This is a genomic window from Brevibacillus sp. Leaf182 (assembly GCF_001423865.2).
GTDB classification, from domain to species: domain Bacteria; phylum Bacillota; class Bacilli; order Brevibacillales; family Brevibacillaceae; genus Brevibacillus; species Brevibacillus brevis_C.
On record NZ_LMPN02000033.1, the window covers coordinates 219,887 to 236,345 of the forward strand.

Here is a 16,459-nt window from a genome sequence, read left to right on the forward strand (position 1 = left end):
AGCCCGTGGATCGTGTGAGGAATAAAAAAACCTTCTCGCGTCAATCGGGAGAAGGTTGTCCATGTCAAAAAGACATTTTGCGTTAGCGGATTCCTTCTGTCTCGGTCCACACAGGCTCTGAGCAGATTTTTGTCCTTACACGTATTGCTATAAGATTACACGATAGATACAAAAATACTCCGGGAGTACCGTTCACGAGGTGATACAGCCTCCAAATTGGAGTATAGCAAATGATTTAATCATTTGCACGATAATTGACATCAGCCGAATAAACTTTGTGGATCTGTCCCGCCTGATCCTCTACCTTGAGTACACCTTCCTCATCCAAACCAACGGCACGACCTTCAAGCTGTTGTGAAATCGTCTGGAGGGTCACCCATTTGCCAATGGTGTATGAATGATTCTCCCACTCTTGTTTTACACGCTCGAAGCCGGCCTGCAAATAGTGGTCGTACTCTTCTTCAAAAATTCGGCAGAGGCGCTGGATAAGCGAAACACGCTTGAGTGGCTCACCAGATTCAATTCGAAGCGAAGTCACAATCTGTGCCAGTTCAGGTGGGAAATCAGACTCGACACTATTGGCATTGAGTCCTATTCCGATTACTAAATAATTGACCCGATCAGATTCAGCATTGAGTTCTGTCAAAATCCCGCATACTTTTTTGTCACCGATAAAAATATCGTTCGGCCATTTGATTTTGACAGGCAACCCAGTCTCTTCCCGGATCGTTTTCGCTACAGCAACAGCCGTTAGCAACGTCATCTGAGGTGTCTTCGGTAACGGAATCGAAGGACGGATGATCAAGCTCATCCAGATCCCCGTTCCTTTCGGAGAATGCCATGGACGGCCGAGTCTGCCTTTCCCGCCTGTTTGCAGCTCTGCCAGCACAATCGTGCCTTCTACTGCCCCTTTTGCCGCAGCCTCGTGTGCAAGTGGTTGTGTAGATACAACCTCATCGTAAGCGATAACATTTTGACCGATCCGATTCGTTTCCAGTCCAGCCATGATTTCTGCTGCTGACAAGCGATCAGGGGCAACCAGCAGGCGATACCCCGATTTGCGCACCGCTTCCACCTCATAACCATCCCGGCGCAGCTCTTCAATATGTTTCCAAACCGCCGTCCTAGAGCAACCACATGTTTGGCTTAATTCTTCACCAGAGATGAAACTGCCTGGCTGATCACGGAATGCTTGAAGGATGACTTGCTTAATGTTCATCTTGTGCAACCTCTTTCTTTGCAACTTCGACGAGTGCTTCTGGTGTATTTGGTAAACCGTGCAGCGCCGTTTGTCTAAGCAACGATTCCAAGACGCGGACAATCCATTCGCCTGGCTTTTTCTGAGTGGCTACTTGCAGGTCAAGCCCCGTGATTGCCAAATCCTTGATGGTTTTGACAGGCATGCTTTCGTATTGATCGAGGAGTGCTTGCATCGAAAACGACTGCCTCTCCTTCCACCAACACGCTTGCAACAAAAGGAAAAACTCGTTACACGTGTCCCACCCGACTTCAAGCAGCAGTGGTCCCCACTCGATCGCTTGAGGGACATCCCATTGCGGCTGAAATCGCATCAGAAGTTCAACCATGCAACAAATTACTTCTGTTTCGCGTTTGGACATTTTGAGGAATTGGCATACTTCACGCGATTGCACAGGTGAATATTTCGCCGCAAACAATAGCAACGACCATTTTTGCGTCACGGTTTGCAGATGATGCAGCCGCCAGACATGCTCATTTGAGAGGACGAACAGTTTTTCTACCTCAGGGGCATAAGCCATGAGCCTCGTTTCATTCAACAACTGACAACCTACCTCTGGGGCTTTGCTGTCGAGCGTTTTATTCAGCTCTTCCCTGATGCGCTCCACAGCAATATGAGCTAACAAAGGCGCAGTCTGTTTCATCGCAAGCATGGTCTGGTCTTCTATCGCAAAACCTAACTGGGAAGCAAAGCGCACACCTCGTAAAAGCCGAAGGGCATCCTCCTGAAATCTCTCTAGCGGAATGCCTACAGCCCGAACCAGCCGATGCTCTATATCCTCTCGACCACCGAACGGGTCGTGCAATACTAGATGACGATCCATCGCCATTGCGTTCATCGTAAAATCTCGTCGCTCCAGATCGAGCCGAAGTTCTGAAACGAACTGAACCTCAGCGGGTCGACGGTAATCTTCATATTTTCCTTCCGTCCGAAACGTGGTTACCTCGAACATTTGCCCCTCGACTTTTACAGACACAGTACCGTGTTTCAGACCAGTCGGGACATGATCGGGAAACAATCGGATGACGTCGCCGGGATGGGCATTCGTACATATATCTATATCATGAACAGGTCGTTGTAAAAGCCAATCGCGGACGCAACCACCCACATAGTAAGCTTCGAAGCCGTGTTCCTCCAATCTGTCGAGAACACGCTTTGCCAATTCTATCGCCAATCCAATTCCCCCCTTTCTGGTTTGCTCCGCCTGATCTACACAAGGAGGCGTTTTTCATGAGAGTTTTGTATGGATTGTTCATTTTTATATCCAAGGTACATCAGCTAGCTAAAAGCTCCATCTTACGTTCAAAAGCTTAGGTTTTCTTCGGTTTTGCTTGCCAGCAAGTTGACGTAAAGTGCTTCATACTGAGAGGCAATCGTTTCGTGACAAAACGTTTTGCAGGATCGCTCGATGCTATTCGCTGAGAATTCGCGGTATAGCTCTTCGTTTTGCAAGAGACGAATTGTTTCTTTCGCCATACCATCCACGTCCCCAATTGGGCGCAAGAAACCGTTCACACCATCCAGGACAACTTCGGGCAAGCCTCCTGCCACTGTAGCGACGACAGGCACACCGCAAGCCATTGCTTCCAATGCGACGAGACCGAAGCTTTCCTTTTCTGATGGAAGCAGCATGATGTCTGCCATCGACAAGACCTCTGCGACGTCTTCCTGCTTGCCGAGGAAGCAAACATCGTCGTTCAGACCAAGCTCAGCGATCATCTTGCGGACCAGACCCATTTCGGGACCTTCTCCAATGAGAATCAGTCTGGAAGGCACTTCTTCACGTACGCGCGAAAATATTTCAATCACATCCGGCACACGTTTGACCGGACGGAAATTAGAAATGTGCATAAGTATTTTTTCACCATTCGGTGCAAATACCTTTTTCAGCTTCGTAACCTCTTTCGGGTAATAACGCCGCTTGTCTACGAAATTGTACACAGGGACAATTTCTTTTTCCGTATGCAGCAGCTCTTTCGTCTGCCTGATCAAATCATTAGACACCGCTGTGACCAAATCGCTTCGCTCAATGCCGAAGCGGATCATATCACTCAAGTTCGAGTCATAACCCAGAACAGTAATATCCGTCCCGTGCAAGGTGGTCACAATTTTCAAATGATCCCCAACCATTTGCTTGGCGAGGAACGCACACAACGCATGTGGCACAGCATAATGCACATGTAATAAGTCCAGGTTTTCATTTTTCGCCACTTGCGCCATTCGATTCGCCAAGGTCAAATCATAGGGTGGATATTTAAAAACATCATAGTTGTTCACTTCTACTTCATGATAAAAAATGTTTGGGTGAAACGCTCCTAAGCGAAATGGCATTCCACCTGTAATGAAATGGACTTGATGTCCTCGCTCGGCCAATAGCTTGCCCAGCTCTGTGGCTACTACCCCCGATCCGCCCAATGACGGATAACAAGTAATCCCGATCTTCATACAGTGTCACTCCTTCTCACAAGCTCTTTAATACATACGGAGCTGCACTGACAAATCCTTCTGCGTAAGGTACACCGGCCTGCTGACCAAACAGTCGCTCTCGATACTCGACAGACTCCAGATACCCGTTGGTAAGCGGTGTTTGGACGCTGCCTTCTTCTAGTTCAAACTGACTGCGGTAGCAACGCAGCGCCTCCATTTTTTGCGGATAAACAGCGGTGATATCCACGACAACCTGAGGCGTGACAGTGGAATTAATAAAATAGTAAAGGAATTGCGAAGGTCGATAGGCAGGCACAGAAGGCTCCGGCAAATATTTGCGGATGCCCGCATTAAACACCGCCTCTCGAACGATGCGACTTACACTTTCGTGATCTGGATGACGATCCGCGTAATAAGGTGCAAGCACAATGGCTGGACGAGTTTCGCGAATGAGCTTTACGACACGTTCGATTGCACTTTCCCTGACTGCTTCCAAGCCGCGATCAGGTAGGCCAAAATTATAGCGAGCAGCCACTCCCATAACCTGGTCAGCCGCAGTCGCTTCTTGCTGCCTTCTTTCAACCGTTCCATTCGAAGACAATTCGGCATAGGTCAAGTCGAGAATCCCCACGCGCTTCCCCTGTTTAGCTGCCAAGATCAGGCTGCCTGCCGCACCGATCTCAACATCGTCAGGATGAGCGCCGATTGCCAAAATATCGAGTGAACTCATGCTTCATTCTCCTCATGCACCACTTCGCGCCAATCCAGTTGTCCCAGCTCCAAAGCCTTCAGCATGATTTCTGCCGAACCAAGATTGGTGGCAAACGGTATTTTGTGCACATCACATAGTCGAAGCAGTGCGATAATATCAGGCTCATGTGGCTGAGAGGTAAGCGGATCACGCAAAAAGATAATCAAATCCATCTCATTGCGGGCGATCATCGCACCGATTTGTTGATCGCCTCCTAATGGCCCTGACAGAAATCGGGTTAGGGACAGCGACGTAGCTTCCATGATTCGCGACCCAGTTGTTCCTGTGGCATACAGGTCATGCTTTGCCAAAATGGATTCATAGGCCATCGCTAGTTGCACAATCTGTTCTTTCATTCGATCATGGGCAATCAATGCAATTTTCAAGAAAACCTCTCCCTTTATGGCTGGGTATCATATATGTTAATCAAACGTTTAATCAATCAAATGTTCCAATCCGTAAATCAATCCGTTCATATTCATTACGGCTTTAATGGCTATATTCACACCTGGCATGAAAGATTCCCGGTTAATCGAATCATGGCGAATCGACAGCGTTTGGCCTGTTGCACCAAACAAAACCTCCTGATGAGCAACCATGCCTGGCAGACGGACACTGTGAATTCGGAAGCCTTCGTAATCTGCTCCGCGAGCGCCTGGAATCGTTTCTACCTCTTCAGGATGCCCTTGCTTGAGCTCTTCCCGAACGGCTGCAATCATCTCCGCCGTCTTCAAAGCGGTTCCGCTTGGCGCATCCAGCTTGCGGTCATGATGCAGCTCGATAATTTCCACATGCGGCATATATTTTGCTGCCATTGCGGAAAACTTCATACATAGAATCGCGCCGATCGCAAAATTCGGCGCAATGATGGCACCCAGTCCCGCTTCTTTATAGCGCTCAGTCATCTCTTGCAACTGCTCTGTTGTCAGCCCCGTTGTTCCGACGACGGGTCTCACACCACGCGCTAAACACAGCTCCATATGACGATAAACTGTATGCGGTGTCGTAAAGTCTACCAGAACATCCGGCTTCATTTCGTCTAGTTGTTGATTGATTTCTTCTTCACTCACGCGCGTATCCAGATTGCCTGTAAAAACGAGTGCGGTATCCTGCGCCAGCATTTTCACTACTTCTTGCCCCATCCGACCATTTGCGCCTGCAACTGCTACACGAATTTGTTTAGTCATGCTTGCTCGTTCTCCTCTATTCTTGTCCAGCGATCTTTATCGCGAGTATTAAACTTGTGCATAATACGATCAAACGCTTCCTGCAAATCGATTCCGAGTGAGTTTGCGAAACAAATCACGATGAAGAGTACGTCTCCCAGCTCTTCCTCTACTGTTTTTTCGCCTTCATCCTTTTTCTTCGGTTTTTCTCCATAAAAATGGTTAATCTCTCTGGCTAATTCTCCTACTTCTTCTGTCATTCTAGCCAGCATCGAAAGCGGAGAAAAATATCCTTCTTTAAATTGCGATATGTATTGATCAACTTCTTGCTGCATCTCTTGCATAGTCTTTTGCCGTTCCATCCGCCCACTCCTTTTTTCACATTCTTCTCTCTGTCACCTATCGTACTAAAAAAGGCTTCGTTTGCCAAATCACAATACTTCGTCTTTCCAGCATATGGACAATCAAACGAGCGTTCATTTATAATGGCTTTCGGATAGCCCTCAGGTAACACAAGTATTACCTGCACATCACGTCCGGGGGGAAGCCTGTTTCCTGATCCGGCGAACAGGAGGATATATGAAAATTCGTCTTGACAGTATCATTGCCATTATCATCGGTTCTGCCATTATGGGATTTGGTATTAACGCGTTCAACATTCCCAACCATCTAGCTGAGGGCGGTATTACTGGTATCAGCATTTTGATCAAGCTGTTAGTTCCTGTTGTCGATCAGGGAATCGTCTTCTTTGTCCTGAACATACCGTTATTTTTCTTGGGCTGGAAAATTCTTGGACGAACCTCTTTTTTCTACACGATTTTGGGAACGGTTTCTCTTTCCGTCTTTTTATCCTTATTTGATGGTGTGCTTCCATTGCCGATGAAAGATCGCTTGCTTGCTTCCCTGTATGCCGGGGTAGCGGTTGGTGTCGGTTTAGGGATTATTTTCCGATACGGCGGGACGACCGGCGGTGTGGACATCATTGCCAGACTGCTTCAGAAGTACATGGGTATCAGTATGGGAAGGACGTTGTTTTTTGGAGACATCTTGGTCATTGGAGCATCCCTCGTCTATTTGAATCTGGAAAGCGCTATGTATACCCTCGTCGTCGTCTTTATTGCAGCACGTGTCATCGACTTTTTCCAGGACGGCGCTTATGCAGGAAAAGCATTGACGATCATCTCCAACGAAGCAGATAGCATCGCCAAGCAAATTCTTGATGTAGGTCGTGGTGTGACACTCTTAGCTGGTAAAGGTGCCTACTCTGGTGATGAAAAGAAAGTCATCTATGTCGTTGTCAGCCGAAACGAAGTCATGCGTTTTAAAACCATTGTGCAAGAAATTGATCCGCATGCTTTTGTCATCGTTAATGATGTACATGAAGTTCTCGGAGAAGGCTTCACCCTTGATGAAAACAAGAAGCCGCTTCACGATTAGCACGAAGCTGCACAACAAAAACCCTTGCCTTTTCGTACTGGCAAGGGTTTTTTGGCATCTATTAGGTCGAACGGATTTCTCCATCATATTTCTTCCACGCCACATAAGACAAGGCTATGATCAAAGCAATCGAAATCGATGCGAGAATGACAATAGGTGAATCTGGCCGCATCATTAGACGAGCAAATGTACTCTTCTCTTCTCCCACAAAAGCCACTTGAAAAGAGCTGTTCAGTTCTCGCAACGCCTCTCGTACCAACTGCCAATCTACCTGGCTGTTTCGCATCTCTTTGGATATGATATCGTACGCTACCGTAATCGAGGACATTTGCCCCTCTGGAAGCTGAATACTCATTCCCGGTTTAATGGCCAAAAATAATCGGTAATTTTCATCGAACTGTTCGCGAAACTGGCTAAAATTCCGCTCAACAGCCGTTAGCTGCAGGTTTTGAACCTGTGTGACGAGCGAGGGATAGTAGCTACGCCACATCGGCTGGTGATCATGCGTTAATGCGTCTATGGCGATACGGACCCGTGTGGCATGCCACAGCAATTGCTGTTCACTTGCGTTTGCGGATGCAAAGCTTTGCTTGGCTGCCAGTATGGACTGTGTCACTGCATTCAGACTCTCAATTCGGATCGGATTGGGCAAATGCTGGTTCGGGAATCGTTCTGCGAGCTGTACAATGCGCTGTTCTGCCCCTTCAAGATCGCCCTTTTTTGCATACGTCAGTAACTCATGTGCAATTTGGTCCAATGCTGCCAATTGCTTTTCTTCTATCGGTTGATTCAGCTTCGAATACAAATTATGAATGGGCCACGACAAGAACAACCCGATCATGAGAAAGAATAATAAAAACCGGATGTTTTTCTTCAACGCAAATAACCTCCTTCCCTAGTAAAGCCTATGGAAAGGAGGACAAGATTAGACCTTATTTGTCGTATACTTCATATTCACCCACCAGATCACCGAGATCGAGATCAGACTGAGAAGAACCGTAAACAACCCAACGAAGCCCTCATATGGATCCAGTACACTCGGCAGCCACGGATGGATGTCCATGACGTAATCGAGAAAATCATTATTCAGTGTCCACAGCGCAGCGATTCCCACCGGCAGAAGACTTAGCTTGTAAAAACGCGCATATAAAACAGATTCCACAGCCATGCCGGTGTGGGAAATGATCAGCATCACGTCTGTCCAACGCACTTCATTGCCCATCAACCAACCAGCCACGATAATGCAAACGGCCCAGACACCATACTTAAAATTGGTGATGCCAGCCAAAGCTTCCAGTACAGGAATGTGGCGACCCAACAAATAGGTAAGGAGTACAAGCGAAAAAAGTCCGCTACCTGTCGGGCTGTCCGGGACAAAAGGAATTAAATATGCTGGTGTCTCAGCCAATTGGTTACCATACCAGATAAATCCATATATGGTTCCCAAAAAGTTGACGAAGAACAGCGTCCAAAGAAACCACCTTTTGCCCAAAGATTGCCGAAACCACTCCCATATCCAGATCATCTATAATCGTCTCCCGCTGTGTACGCCGCTAACGAAAAAGCTGACCGCATTACCAGCCAGCTTTTCCCCTATTAGCTTATTTCAAGCCAGCCATGTATTCAGCTAGCTTTGCGATTTCTGCATCATCTTTGATCATACCGCCTGGCATTGAGCCTTTACCGTTCTTGATGACATCAGTAATCTTGGCTGCATCCAAAGTTGCGCCGATTTTCTGGAGGTTTGGACCCATGCCACCCTCCATGTTTTTACCATGGCATCCCATACAGCTTGTTTGCGCTTTCCAAAGCGCATCTGCTGTAAAGCTGGTGTCAGCCGGAGCAGGTGCAGTTGCACTAGAGCCCTGTTTGCCACCAGTTCCTTTCCCTTTATCTGGGTGAGCCAAATGATATTCATGGTTCGCTGCCCAAGTCAGGTAGAAAATACCAACGAGCGCAGTCAGCATCAAACCTGTAGCAACTGGACGCTTGCTAGGACGACGCTCTTTGCTGGTATCCAACCAAGGCGCCAACATCAGTGCACCAAATGCGATACCTGGTACGACAACGGTACCGAGCACGACCCAATCCCCTGCAGCCCAAGGATATTTCAGCATTTGATACAGGAACAAGAAGTACCAGTCTGGCAACGGAATGAATGAAGTATCATTCGGGTTTGCTTTGTCAGTTAACGGCGACGGGTGTGAAACCGTTAACACAAGGAAACCAACCAAGCAAACGGCTGCCACCATCCACTCTTTCAACAGGAAGTTTGGCCAAAACGGCTCGTTTTTACCTGGAAAGTCGGAGTAGGATGGAGAAATGTTTGGAATACGCTTCGCCGATACTCGGGAATCTCCGACGAAGGTAGCATCTTTATCTTGTTTTGCCATGCTATTTCCTCCTTTTTTCGAAGACCGATTATAGTGGACCCGAGATACCTTGCGAACGGATCATAACAAAGTGAGCTCCCAACAGACCAAGCAGTGCGCCTGGGAGGAAGAACACGTGAATCGCGAAGAAACGGGTAAGGGTTTGTGCCCCTAGAATGTCTCCGCCTGTGAGCAAAGTTTTCACATATGGTCCGATGAAAGGTACAGAGTCAGCGATCTGCACACCTACTTTGGTCGCAAAGTATGCAGTGTTATCCCAAGGCAAGAGGTAACCTGTGAAACCGAGGCCCAGCATAACGAAGAAAATCAGTACGCCGACTACCCAGTTCAATTCACGCGGCTTTTTGTATGCACCTGTAAAGAATACACGCAGAGTATGTAGGAACATCATCACGATTACCAAGCTGGCACCCCAGTGATGCATACCGCGTACGATTACCCCGAACGCTACTTCGTTCTGGAGGTACTTAACGGATTCGTAAGCATTGATAACGTCTGGTACATAGTACATCGTCAAGAACATACCAGACAAGATTTGAATAACGGTAATAAAGAACGTAAGTCCACCAAAGCAGTAAACAAAAGCTGAAAAATGATGTGCCGGGTTCACGTGCTCAGGTACTTCGTGGTCAGCCAAGTCACGCCACATCGGAGTGATGTTTAAGCGCTCGTCGACCCAATCATACATTTTTTGCATCATTTTAGCCGTTCACCCCCGGACGAGGATTTGCTTTTACTTTACCTAAATACAATTTTCCATCTTTGACTTCTGTCTCATACTCATCAAGAGAAGCCGTCGGTGGCGTTCCCAAAATGTGCTCGCCATTGATCGAATAACGACCCATGTGGCATGGACAGAAGTACTCATTTGGTTGTCCTGGGCCAGTTCCCCAGTCAACGGTACACCCTAAGTGCTTACAGATCGGGGACAGAGCAAGAATCTCACCCTTGTCGTTCTTGGTAACCCAAGCAGTAAGTGTAGATTCTGATTCATACCAACCGTCCTTGGTATGGACCTTGAATTCTACGCGTTTTGGCACGGCACTAAACTCATCCGGACTGCCGACAGCTACTTTATCTCCACCTGCATGTCCTTGCAGAAGGGGGTCTACCGCAAAGCGAATCATTGGGGTGATCATTCCCGCAGCAAGGAATCCGCCAGTTCCCATAAGGGCGTAGTTCAAAAATGTACGCCTGGAAATTTCGCGTTTGTCTCCCATATCTTTTTTCCCTCCTTATCCTGTAAAATAGCGCTACGATGGCATTTTCATACATATACACTAGGTCAATCCCAATCATAGCTAACGCCTATAAAGATGTCAAGAATGTCCAGTGGACATGTCTTTACCCAAACGATGTGTGACAGGATATTGTTGCCAGATTGTCAAATTTAAGACCTTGCCCCACCCATTTTTCTGTAGTATTACCGGAAAACGCTTTCTCTATTGCGTCTCTTTTCTATCTCAAATTGATTATCCCCGCCCGTTTTGCCACAGCTTGATGACCTCTTTGTACAGCACATCCACAGTCACTTCAAAACGCAAAGAAGATTCCAGATCTTCATCCCCTACCAATAAGGTCAGCACGCCTTCTTCCGCTCGGTCCTTTAATTGAATCTGTTCTCCGCGAAAATGAAGCAGTACTTTATAGGGGAATTCCGCCGGCGTTCGTTGATCTAGCTGCTCTTCTCCGATTTGATAGCTTAACGGAAATAGCAGAACGCGTCCCTTCAGTCGCTGCTCAATCCCGGCCGCTACATTTAATAAGTAGTTCATGCGTACAACATGCTCTTCTACTTTTCTGTCCGAGTTGTACAAATAAAGAGGGAGCAGCGCGGTATCCACAAAGGACCGCAACTCCTCCCAGTTTTCAAAATCATTCAAGTTCCACTGCATAGAGCCGTCTCCTCATTTCCTTGTTCATTTCTGGAAACAAGCGTACCATGAATGGTTGGAGACTCGCAATAACGCAGACGATTATGTATTTAGGCTTGCTCGTAAGCCATGATTTCTTTTAATTCGTCTGTCAAGCGCAAAAACAGCTCTTTGTTTTTTGATGCAAGTGCCTCATCAATCTCCTGGATTAGCGTGCGCTTGCGGTATTGACGCATTTGCTCGTCGATTACCATTTCAGATAACAAACCGGAAACCATTTGATTGTTCGTTCCGTACGCGTTGGAATAGAAATTCGGCCACTCCATACCCATCCCTCACTTCAATAAAATAGTCGTTTCGGTAAAACCATTGTATTTTCGAAGCCAAGTCTGGCTCGCATACGTTGCGGTATATAACCACTGCCCCTGTTCGTCTTGGCCGACGCGCAACAACCCTAGATGTACCATCATTTTGCATACCCGATTCACCAAGATATCAGTAGGCGAATCGTAGTAAAACTCTTTCATCCAATGGAGCAGCGTGTCCATTAGCGATTGCTGACTTACCCAGCCACCCGACGCGATCAACGGAATGAGCTGAACCAGCATTGGCAAGTTCGGGACAGCCCGTTTGTACAGCCTCATCCAGAAGCGAATGACATCATGGTACAATTGATCGTTATACGGTTGCTCCAGTCGCTCCCTCCCTGCATCCGTTACTGCTACCTTGCCGTCCACTTCTACAATCCATCGGTGATAGTAGCAGAAATCGTAGAGCAAGGAAAAACGGTCAGGGTATAAATCAAAATGCAGACCGTACCCAAAGCGCCATTTTTGCGGCAATAGCGGCTCTTCTTTTACGTACAAAAATTGAAAAAGCTGCTGCTGGTGACGTTTGTACATGCCACCTTCTGCGGTGAGCCGTACTGGCTCCTGCTGGAGAAATTGTAAAAATTGCATGATATCATCGCATAGTGCTGTTCCTTCATCCCTGTAAGCTTGCGGACCGGGATGAAGCAGTGCGTTTGACTCACGCCACTTTGTCAGCCACGCTTGCAAGTACGGCTCACGGATATCCAGCGGAATTTGATACTGCCCTACGGTTTTACTTTTCGCTGGAAAAATCCATCCTCGCTTCATTGCAGCTGCGACAAACTTCCGTCCTTCCTCCTGCTTTTTTTCCTTTTCACACTCCAGTGCCACCCCGGCTTTCGCCAACAAATCCTCAAGTGACATGACCGTACGCTTGTCCAGGAACAATTGGAGCAAAAAATGGGTTTCTGCACTGCTAAGCTGCTCAACTTCTTGAGAGATTGTCAACCTGTGCCTCAAGCTAGACAACAGCGACGTAATCAATTCGTTTTTGGAATGAGGGTTGCATTCGCATCCGTAATGGTTGGCAATCTGATGGAGCTGCCGGATATCGGTGTACACCAAGATCTCAGCCAAGTTCATCTGTGCATCCCTTCTTTACGATGGCTTACTTGTCTCTCATTCTTGCCAAAATGCGGAAAAATAAACAGGAAGCCACCGAAGTGACTTCCTGTTTGTCTATTTTTTATTGTTCCTCGTCGGATTCATGGTCCCACAGATCATGGAGCTGCTGGTATTCTTTCGCTTCGTCATAACGTCCCGCTTGCGTCAAAAGGGCAATCAGCCTGCGAATTTGATCCAAATCGAATCCGGACAAAGACACATATTGCTTCAAAGCCTCAATGGCGGCTTCTGTTTTCCCCATCGAAAGATTCACATCAGCGGCTAATGGGTAAGCAGCTACATACTCCTCGTCGACCGCTTGCAAGCTGCTGACCAGTTCTGCTGCTTCATCTAGTCGTCCTACGTGGAATGCCATCAGTGCGCATCCGTAGAGTACTTCTGGCGAACGATCCATGACCAGCGCCTGACGGAATACGTGGTACGCCTGTTCGAATTGACCGCTTTGAGCGTACGAGCGCCCCTTTGTCAAAAGCATGGACAAACTTTCATCCCCGGCTTGTTCCAGGAGCTTCATTGCTTTCTCGTCTTCTCCAATACGGAAATACAAGTTACCCAGCGCAGCCATAATATCTTGGTTGTCTGGCTCCTTTAGTCTTGCTTGCTCCAAATACTTGACCGCTACTTCATCCAAATCTTGGAGTGAATACAGATCCGCTAACAACAAGTCAAGCTGGATGCTTTCGAAGCCAGATTCTTTACATTCATAGAGAAGGTGTTGCGCCGTCTCAAAATCACCGGAATCCAAAGCAATCTCCGCTAACAGCAGCTGGCATTCTCTGCGCAAAGAGGAATCCATTTGCGGATTTTTAGCCATGACATCTGTCAGCAATTGACTCGCCTCTTCCAAATGACCGAGTCGATACCAGACCTCTGCCAAATACATCATGACATCCGGCAAATCCTTTCCATGCTCCTGAACCTTTTGTAGAGCGGTCAAGCCCAACTCCACTTCATCGTTTTCGATCCGCTTGATCGCTTCGTCTATGACATACAGCCACTTTTTCGGCATTTCTTTCACCTCATATGTATTTTGCGTGGCCTTGTTGCTCTACGTGCTTGCTGAACAACCACTCTAATAAAATAGCCACAAAAGACCGTCCGAAGACGGTCTTTTCTTTTACTCTTGATCATATACCATTATGCGCGCGTTAGCCAGCTCATTGTAAGAACAGTAATAAGGATTCCAAAAATACTAAGTACAACGCTGTAATTCGGCTTGGCTAATTCAGTAGAAGTCGGCTTTCCATCGAGCGGTACGATCGAAGCAGTAGCATGTTCCAGAGTGTCTCCTTGCGACGTATATGGCTGTGCTTCAACCACGTATGTACCGTCGTCTGTTTGCATGGAAGAAGAAATGACTTGCGCTTTTGGCGTATTAATCTCCATGACTTCTCCATTAATAACGAGCGAATTTGCATGCTCTGTAGTGCTTGTATTCACGTATAAAGTGAACGAAAAGACCATCAGCAACAAAACAGCTACACTCGCACCCATGCGTCGCATTCTCGCTGTCACGCTGAAAATTTTTCTGCCAATCGGGATCGCCCACTGCTCTTCCGATAAAATACGGGCCATCACCGCGTCTACAATGGAACGTGATGGAGTTACAGAATGGTATTCTTCTTTATCCATTTCCATCCACTCACCACTGTCCGACCAAATCTCATAGTCGGAACGACAGGCATAGCATGCAGCCATATGGTGATCAACCCGGCGTTGGGTCACCTCAGGCAACAGATTTTCGGCGTATTCAGGCAGTATTTCCTGAACTTCTTCACATCTCATCATCGATTCATCCCTTCAGCTTCATCCAAATGAGGGTCCAGGATGTAGTTTTCCAACTGTCCACGAATACTTTGCCGCGCTCGAAACAGTAGAGACTTCACAGAGCTCACTGTTAAATCCAGAATCGTAGCGATTTCTGTGTAATCCATTTGTTCGTACTCGCGTAATATCAGTGCTGAGCGTTGCTTCTCTGGCAAACTGTTGATTGCCAGTCTTACCATGCTCTCCCGTTCATTCCGGAGCAGAACTTGCTCAGGCAGTGTCTTGGGAGATGCCATAGGCACTTGCAACGTATCATCCAGATACACATCAGAATTGCGACTCTTGCGCAATTCACTAAGTACGGAGTTGCGTGCAATCGTATAGAGCCAGGTGGAGAATGTAGCTTCTACATCTCGGAAAGAATGAATGCTCTTATACGCCTTGTAAAACGTCTCCTGACATATATCCTCCGCTATATGCTCTAAATGTGCCTGACGCAAAAGATGAGTGACAAATGAGAGGATCTTTTTTTCATATCGACGAATCAGTTCAGCATAGCATTCCAGATTACCTTCTTTAATCTCTCGGATAAGCTGGGAATCGGTCATGATCAGAGATTACCTCCTTGCGATTCCGATCCCTCAGCGGCCTTTTGCATAATTAGACTGCTGGGGATGTAAAAAGTTGCGCGACCTTACGATTCTTTTTCTCGTCTGTCTGCTGGAAACCATTCACGAAAAAACCCCCAAACTGGGGTTATATGACATAAGCGTAGGGCTTCGTGTTGATTAAACACTTACCCATACCAATCAAAGAGATAAATCGCATATTTCGATATATCCATTTACCGTTCGACATAACAGATGTTGGAAGATGCATTTCACTAAAATTGAGAATAGTGGAAAGATCATTCTTTGTCAACCAGTTTTCCTTTTTCAGGAAAACGATATCAGCGTCTGCGCCAGTTGTCAAGCTTCCTTTTCGCGGATACAGTCCAATTGCTTTTGCAACATTTGTCGAAGTGAGCCTGACTAATAAGCAAAGCAATTCTTCAGGCGTACACCAGCTCTTTCGTGTATCAATCCGTACATCGTGAATCGGAGAGGCTACTTGCCAGCTCCCAAACCAATGACGATGTAATTGACGAAGACCTTGATCCGTCACTTCAGCAGGTAAACGAAAGATATGCAGGTACGGGTCATTATCTTCAAAATGAAAGGCCGCTTGCGAATCTGTAATGACTGTGCGTAACCGCCAATAACGAGTAGCGTCCATCCAAATCTGTCGAATGAGTTCCCGTTGTTCTTTTTTCAAAAACGGATCATTTTGTACCTGCATGTGCAGGATCGTATGTTTAGACGTATGAAGTTGCAAAAGCGTTTCCCATTTTATTGTGGAAATTTCTTCTGGATTTCGAATCGTGACATGAAACGAAGAATAACCATGGTTCACCCACTCCGCTAAGCGGTCACCGTGAAGATCGGCGACATCGATTTCCACGTGCCAAACATAATCCAACAAGCTGTTGAAATGCTGGGTTTGTTGATAGTGAATTTGCGGTCTGCTCATCCAACGCTCAGGCCGGAAGACATCTACCAGGCTTGTACATCCCGATCTGATGAGATTTCGCATGGTTTCTATATAAACATCTACCTCTTTGATTTTATACAACGAATGTGTCGGGAGTGCGACGAAACCGGGCAAAAGATACATACCGGTAGCATCAATTTCTTCATATAAATCGTTGAAGGGGGTTTTCGTCAAGGTATCTTTGGCAATTCGTACAATTTTCCCATGACGGATCCAAATATCTGCTTCTTTTATTCCTAGTGCTGTAACAATCGTTCCCCCACGTATGACCATCCCTCGCTCCAGCATAGCTCGTCCCCC

General features: G+C 46.9%; 20 protein-coding genes. 1 reads left to right on the plus strand and 19 read right to left on the minus strand.

Features of this window, described 5'->3' with window-relative positions; translation table 11 throughout:
* Positions 1-235: 235 nt before the first annotated feature.
* From ASG16_RS24900 to ASG16_RS24930, 7 genes are all read right to left on the minus strand, one after another.
* Entirely contained in the window at positions 236-1,219 is a 984-nt protein-coding gene (locus tag ASG16_RS24900) for a biotin--[acetyl-CoA-carboxylase] ligase (protein ID WP_056492853.1), read from the minus strand.
* A complete protein-coding gene (locus ASG16_RS24905; protein ID WP_056492851.1) occupies positions 1,209-2,432 on the minus strand; it encodes a CCA tRNA nucleotidyltransferase in 1,224 nt (407 codons plus the stop codon). The genes ASG16_RS24900 and ASG16_RS24905 overlap by 11 nt, the downstream gene beginning before the upstream one ends.
* Before the next feature lie 128 nt (positions 2,433-2,560).
* Complete coding sequence (gene bshA, locus ASG16_RS24910; RefSeq protein ID WP_056492848.1) at positions 2,561-3,703, minus strand: N-acetyl-alpha-D-glucosaminyl L-malate synthase BshA; 1,143 nt, start codon at positions 3,701-3,703, stop codon at positions 2,561-2,563.
* A gap of 16 nt (positions 3,704-3,719) precedes the next feature.
* The gene (gene bshB1 / locus ASG16_RS24915) at positions 3,720-4,415 is read right to left on the minus strand and encodes a bacillithiol biosynthesis deacetylase BshB1 (protein ID WP_056492845.1); all 696 of its coding nucleotides are present in this window, start codon (positions 4,413-4,415) and stop codon (positions 3,720-3,722) included.
* Positions 4,412-4,822, minus strand: coding sequence for a methylglyoxal synthase (locus tag ASG16_RS24920; RefSeq protein ID WP_056492842.1), 411 nt, complete (start codon positions 4,820-4,822; stop codon positions 4,412-4,414). Before ASG16_RS24920 ends, bshB1 begins: the two co-directional genes overlap by 4 nt.
* A gap of 48 nt (positions 4,823-4,870) precedes the next feature.
* Positions 4,871-5,623: a 4-hydroxy-tetrahydrodipicolinate reductase gene (gene dapB, locus ASG16_RS24925; RefSeq protein ID WP_056492839.1), complete on the minus strand. Its 753-nt coding sequence runs from the start codon at positions 5,621-5,623 to the stop codon at positions 4,871-4,873.
* Positions 5,620-5,964: a nucleotide pyrophosphohydrolase gene (locus ASG16_RS24930; protein WP_048032660.1), complete on the minus strand. Its 345-nt coding sequence runs from the start codon at positions 5,962-5,964 to the stop codon at positions 5,620-5,622. Before ASG16_RS24930 ends, dapB begins: the two co-directional genes overlap by 4 nt.
* Before the next feature lie 217 nt (positions 5,965-6,181).
* Here ASG16_RS24930 and ASG16_RS24935 point away from each other — a divergent pair, with 217 nt between their 5' ends.
* Positions 6,182-7,039: a YitT family protein gene (locus tag ASG16_RS24935; RefSeq protein ID WP_048032659.1), complete on the plus strand. Its 858-nt coding sequence runs from the start codon at positions 6,182-6,184 to the stop codon at positions 7,037-7,039.
* 61 nt (positions 7,040-7,100) lie between these two features.
* On the opposite strand, the gene ASG16_RS24940 is transcribed toward ASG16_RS24935, so the two are convergent.
* The 12 genes from ASG16_RS24940 to ASG16_RS24995 all read right to left on the minus strand — a co-directional run bounded on the left by ASG16_RS24940 (position 7,101) and on the right by ASG16_RS24995 (position 16,447).
* Complete coding sequence (locus ASG16_RS24940) at positions 7,101-7,916, minus strand: sporulation protein YpjB (protein ID WP_056492836.1); 816 nt, start codon at positions 7,914-7,916, stop codon at positions 7,101-7,103.
* A gap of 48 nt (positions 7,917-7,964) precedes the next feature.
* Positions 7,965-8,564, minus strand: coding sequence for a DUF1405 domain-containing protein (locus ASG16_RS24945; protein WP_048032657.1), 600 nt, complete (start codon positions 8,562-8,564; stop codon positions 7,965-7,967).
* A 76-nt stretch (positions 8,565-8,640) separates the two neighbouring features.
* Entirely contained in the window at positions 8,641-9,432 is a 792-nt protein-coding gene (locus tag ASG16_RS24950) for a menaquinol-cytochrome c reductase cytochrome b/c subunit (RefSeq protein ID WP_056492834.1), read from the minus strand.
* Positions 9,433-9,460: 28 nt separating this feature from the next.
* A complete protein-coding gene (gene qcrB, locus ASG16_RS24955; RefSeq protein ID WP_012686173.1) occupies positions 9,461-10,132 on the minus strand; it encodes a menaquinol-cytochrome c reductase cytochrome b subunit in 672 nt (223 codons plus the stop codon).
* 1 nt (position 10,133) lies between these two features.
* Entirely contained in the window at positions 10,134-10,652 is a 519-nt protein-coding gene (locus tag ASG16_RS24960; protein WP_007716590.1) for a Rieske (2Fe-2S) protein, read from the minus strand.
* A 252-nt stretch (positions 10,653-10,904) separates the two neighbouring features.
* Positions 10,905-11,327, minus strand: a complete 423-nt coding sequence (locus ASG16_RS24965; protein WP_048032655.1) for a DUF2487 family protein — start codon at positions 11,325-11,327, stop codon at positions 10,905-10,907.
* Between the two features lie 89 nt (positions 11,328-11,416).
* Positions 11,417-11,632, minus strand: coding sequence for an IDEAL domain-containing protein (locus tag ASG16_RS24970; protein ID WP_007716588.1), 216 nt, complete (start codon positions 11,630-11,632; stop codon positions 11,417-11,419).
* A 9-nt stretch (positions 11,633-11,641) separates the two neighbouring features.
* On the minus strand, positions 11,642-12,760 hold the full coding sequence (locus ASG16_RS24975) for a hypothetical protein (protein ID WP_056492832.1): 1,119 nt from the start codon (positions 12,758-12,760) through the stop codon (positions 11,642-11,644).
* Between the two features lie 103 nt (positions 12,761-12,863).
* Positions 12,864-13,811 carry a tetratricopeptide repeat protein gene (locus tag ASG16_RS24980; RefSeq protein ID WP_056492829.1) on the minus strand — a complete coding sequence of 316 codons (948 nt, stop codon included), beginning with the start codon at positions 13,809-13,811 and terminating at the stop codon, positions 12,864-12,866.
* 128 nt (positions 13,812-13,939) lie between these two features.
* A complete protein-coding gene (locus ASG16_RS24985) occupies positions 13,940-14,590 on the minus strand; it encodes a zf-HC2 domain-containing protein (RefSeq protein WP_056492826.1) in 651 nt (216 codons plus the stop codon).
* Complete coding sequence (locus tag ASG16_RS24990) at positions 14,587-15,177, minus strand: RNA polymerase sigma factor (protein ID WP_007716581.1); 591 nt, start codon at positions 15,175-15,177, stop codon at positions 14,587-14,589. Before ASG16_RS24990 ends, ASG16_RS24985 begins: the two co-directional genes overlap by 4 nt.
* Before the next feature lie 148 nt (positions 15,178-15,325).
* The gene (locus tag ASG16_RS24995; protein ID WP_056492823.1) at positions 15,326-16,447 is read right to left on the minus strand and encodes an amidohydrolase family protein; all 1,122 of its coding nucleotides are present in this window, start codon (positions 16,445-16,447) and stop codon (positions 15,326-15,328) included.
* Positions 16,448-16,459 lie beyond the last annotated feature (12 nt).

Bases quoted from the DNA above. Each gene is read 5' to 3' on its own strand.
- ASG16_RS24900 (WP_056492853.1), bottom strand. From the start codon at position 1,219: ATGAACATTAAGCAAGTCATCCTTCAAGCATTCCGTGATCAGCCAGGC.
- bshA (WP_056492848.1), bottom strand. From the start codon at position 3,703: ATGAAGATCGGGATTACTTGTTATCCGTCATTGGGCGGATCGGGGGTA.
- bshB1 (WP_056492845.1), bottom strand. From the start codon at position 4,415: ATGAGTTCACTCGATATTTTGGCAATCGGCGCTCATCCTGACGATGTT.
- dapB (WP_056492839.1), bottom strand. From the start codon at position 5,623: ATGACTAAACAAATTCGTGTAGCAGTTGCAGGCGCAAATGGTCGGATG.
- ASG16_RS24930 (WP_048032660.1), bottom strand. From the start codon at position 5,964: ATGGAACGGCAAAAGACTATGCAAGAGATGCAGCAAGAAGTTGATCAA.
- ASG16_RS24935 (WP_048032659.1), top strand. From the start codon at position 6,182: ATGAAAATTCGTCTTGACAGTATCATTGCCATTATCATCGGTTCTGCC.
- ASG16_RS24945 (WP_048032657.1), bottom strand. From the start codon at position 8,564: ATGATCTGGATATGGGAGTGGTTTCGGCAATCTTTGGGCAAAAGGTGG.
- ASG16_RS24950 (WP_056492834.1), bottom strand. From the start codon at position 9,432: ATGGCAAAACAAGATAAAGATGCTACCTTCGTCGGAGATTCCCGAGTA.
- qcrB (WP_012686173.1), bottom strand. From the start codon at position 10,132: ATGATGCAAAAAATGTATGATTGGGTCGACGAGCGCTTAAACATCACT.
- ASG16_RS24960 (WP_007716590.1), bottom strand. From the start codon at position 10,652: ATGGGAGACAAACGCGAAATTTCCAGGCGTACATTTTTGAACTACGCC.
- ASG16_RS24965 (WP_048032655.1), bottom strand. From the start codon at position 11,327: ATGCAGTGGAACTTGAATGATTTTGAAAACTGGGAGGAGTTGCGGTCC.
- ASG16_RS24970 (WP_007716588.1), bottom strand. From the start codon at position 11,632: ATGGAGTGGCCGAATTTCTATTCCAACGCGTACGGAACGAACAATCAA.
- ASG16_RS24975 (WP_056492832.1), bottom strand. From the start codon at position 12,760: ATGAACTTGGCTGAGATCTTGGTGTACACCGATATCCGGCAGCTCCAT.
- ASG16_RS24980 (WP_056492829.1), bottom strand. From the start codon at position 13,811: ATGCCGAAAAAGTGGCTGTATGTCATAGACGAAGCGATCAAGCGGATC.
- ASG16_RS24985 (WP_056492826.1), bottom strand. From the start codon at position 14,590: ATGATGAGATGTGAAGAAGTTCAGGAAATACTGCCTGAATACGCCGAA.
- ASG16_RS24990 (WP_007716581.1), bottom strand. From the start codon at position 15,177: ATGACCGATTCCCAGCTTATCCGAGAGATTAAAGAAGGTAATCTGGAA.
- ASG16_RS24995 (WP_056492823.1), bottom strand. From the start codon at position 16,447: ATGCTGGAGCGAGGGATGGTCATACGTGGGGGAACGATTGTTACAGCA.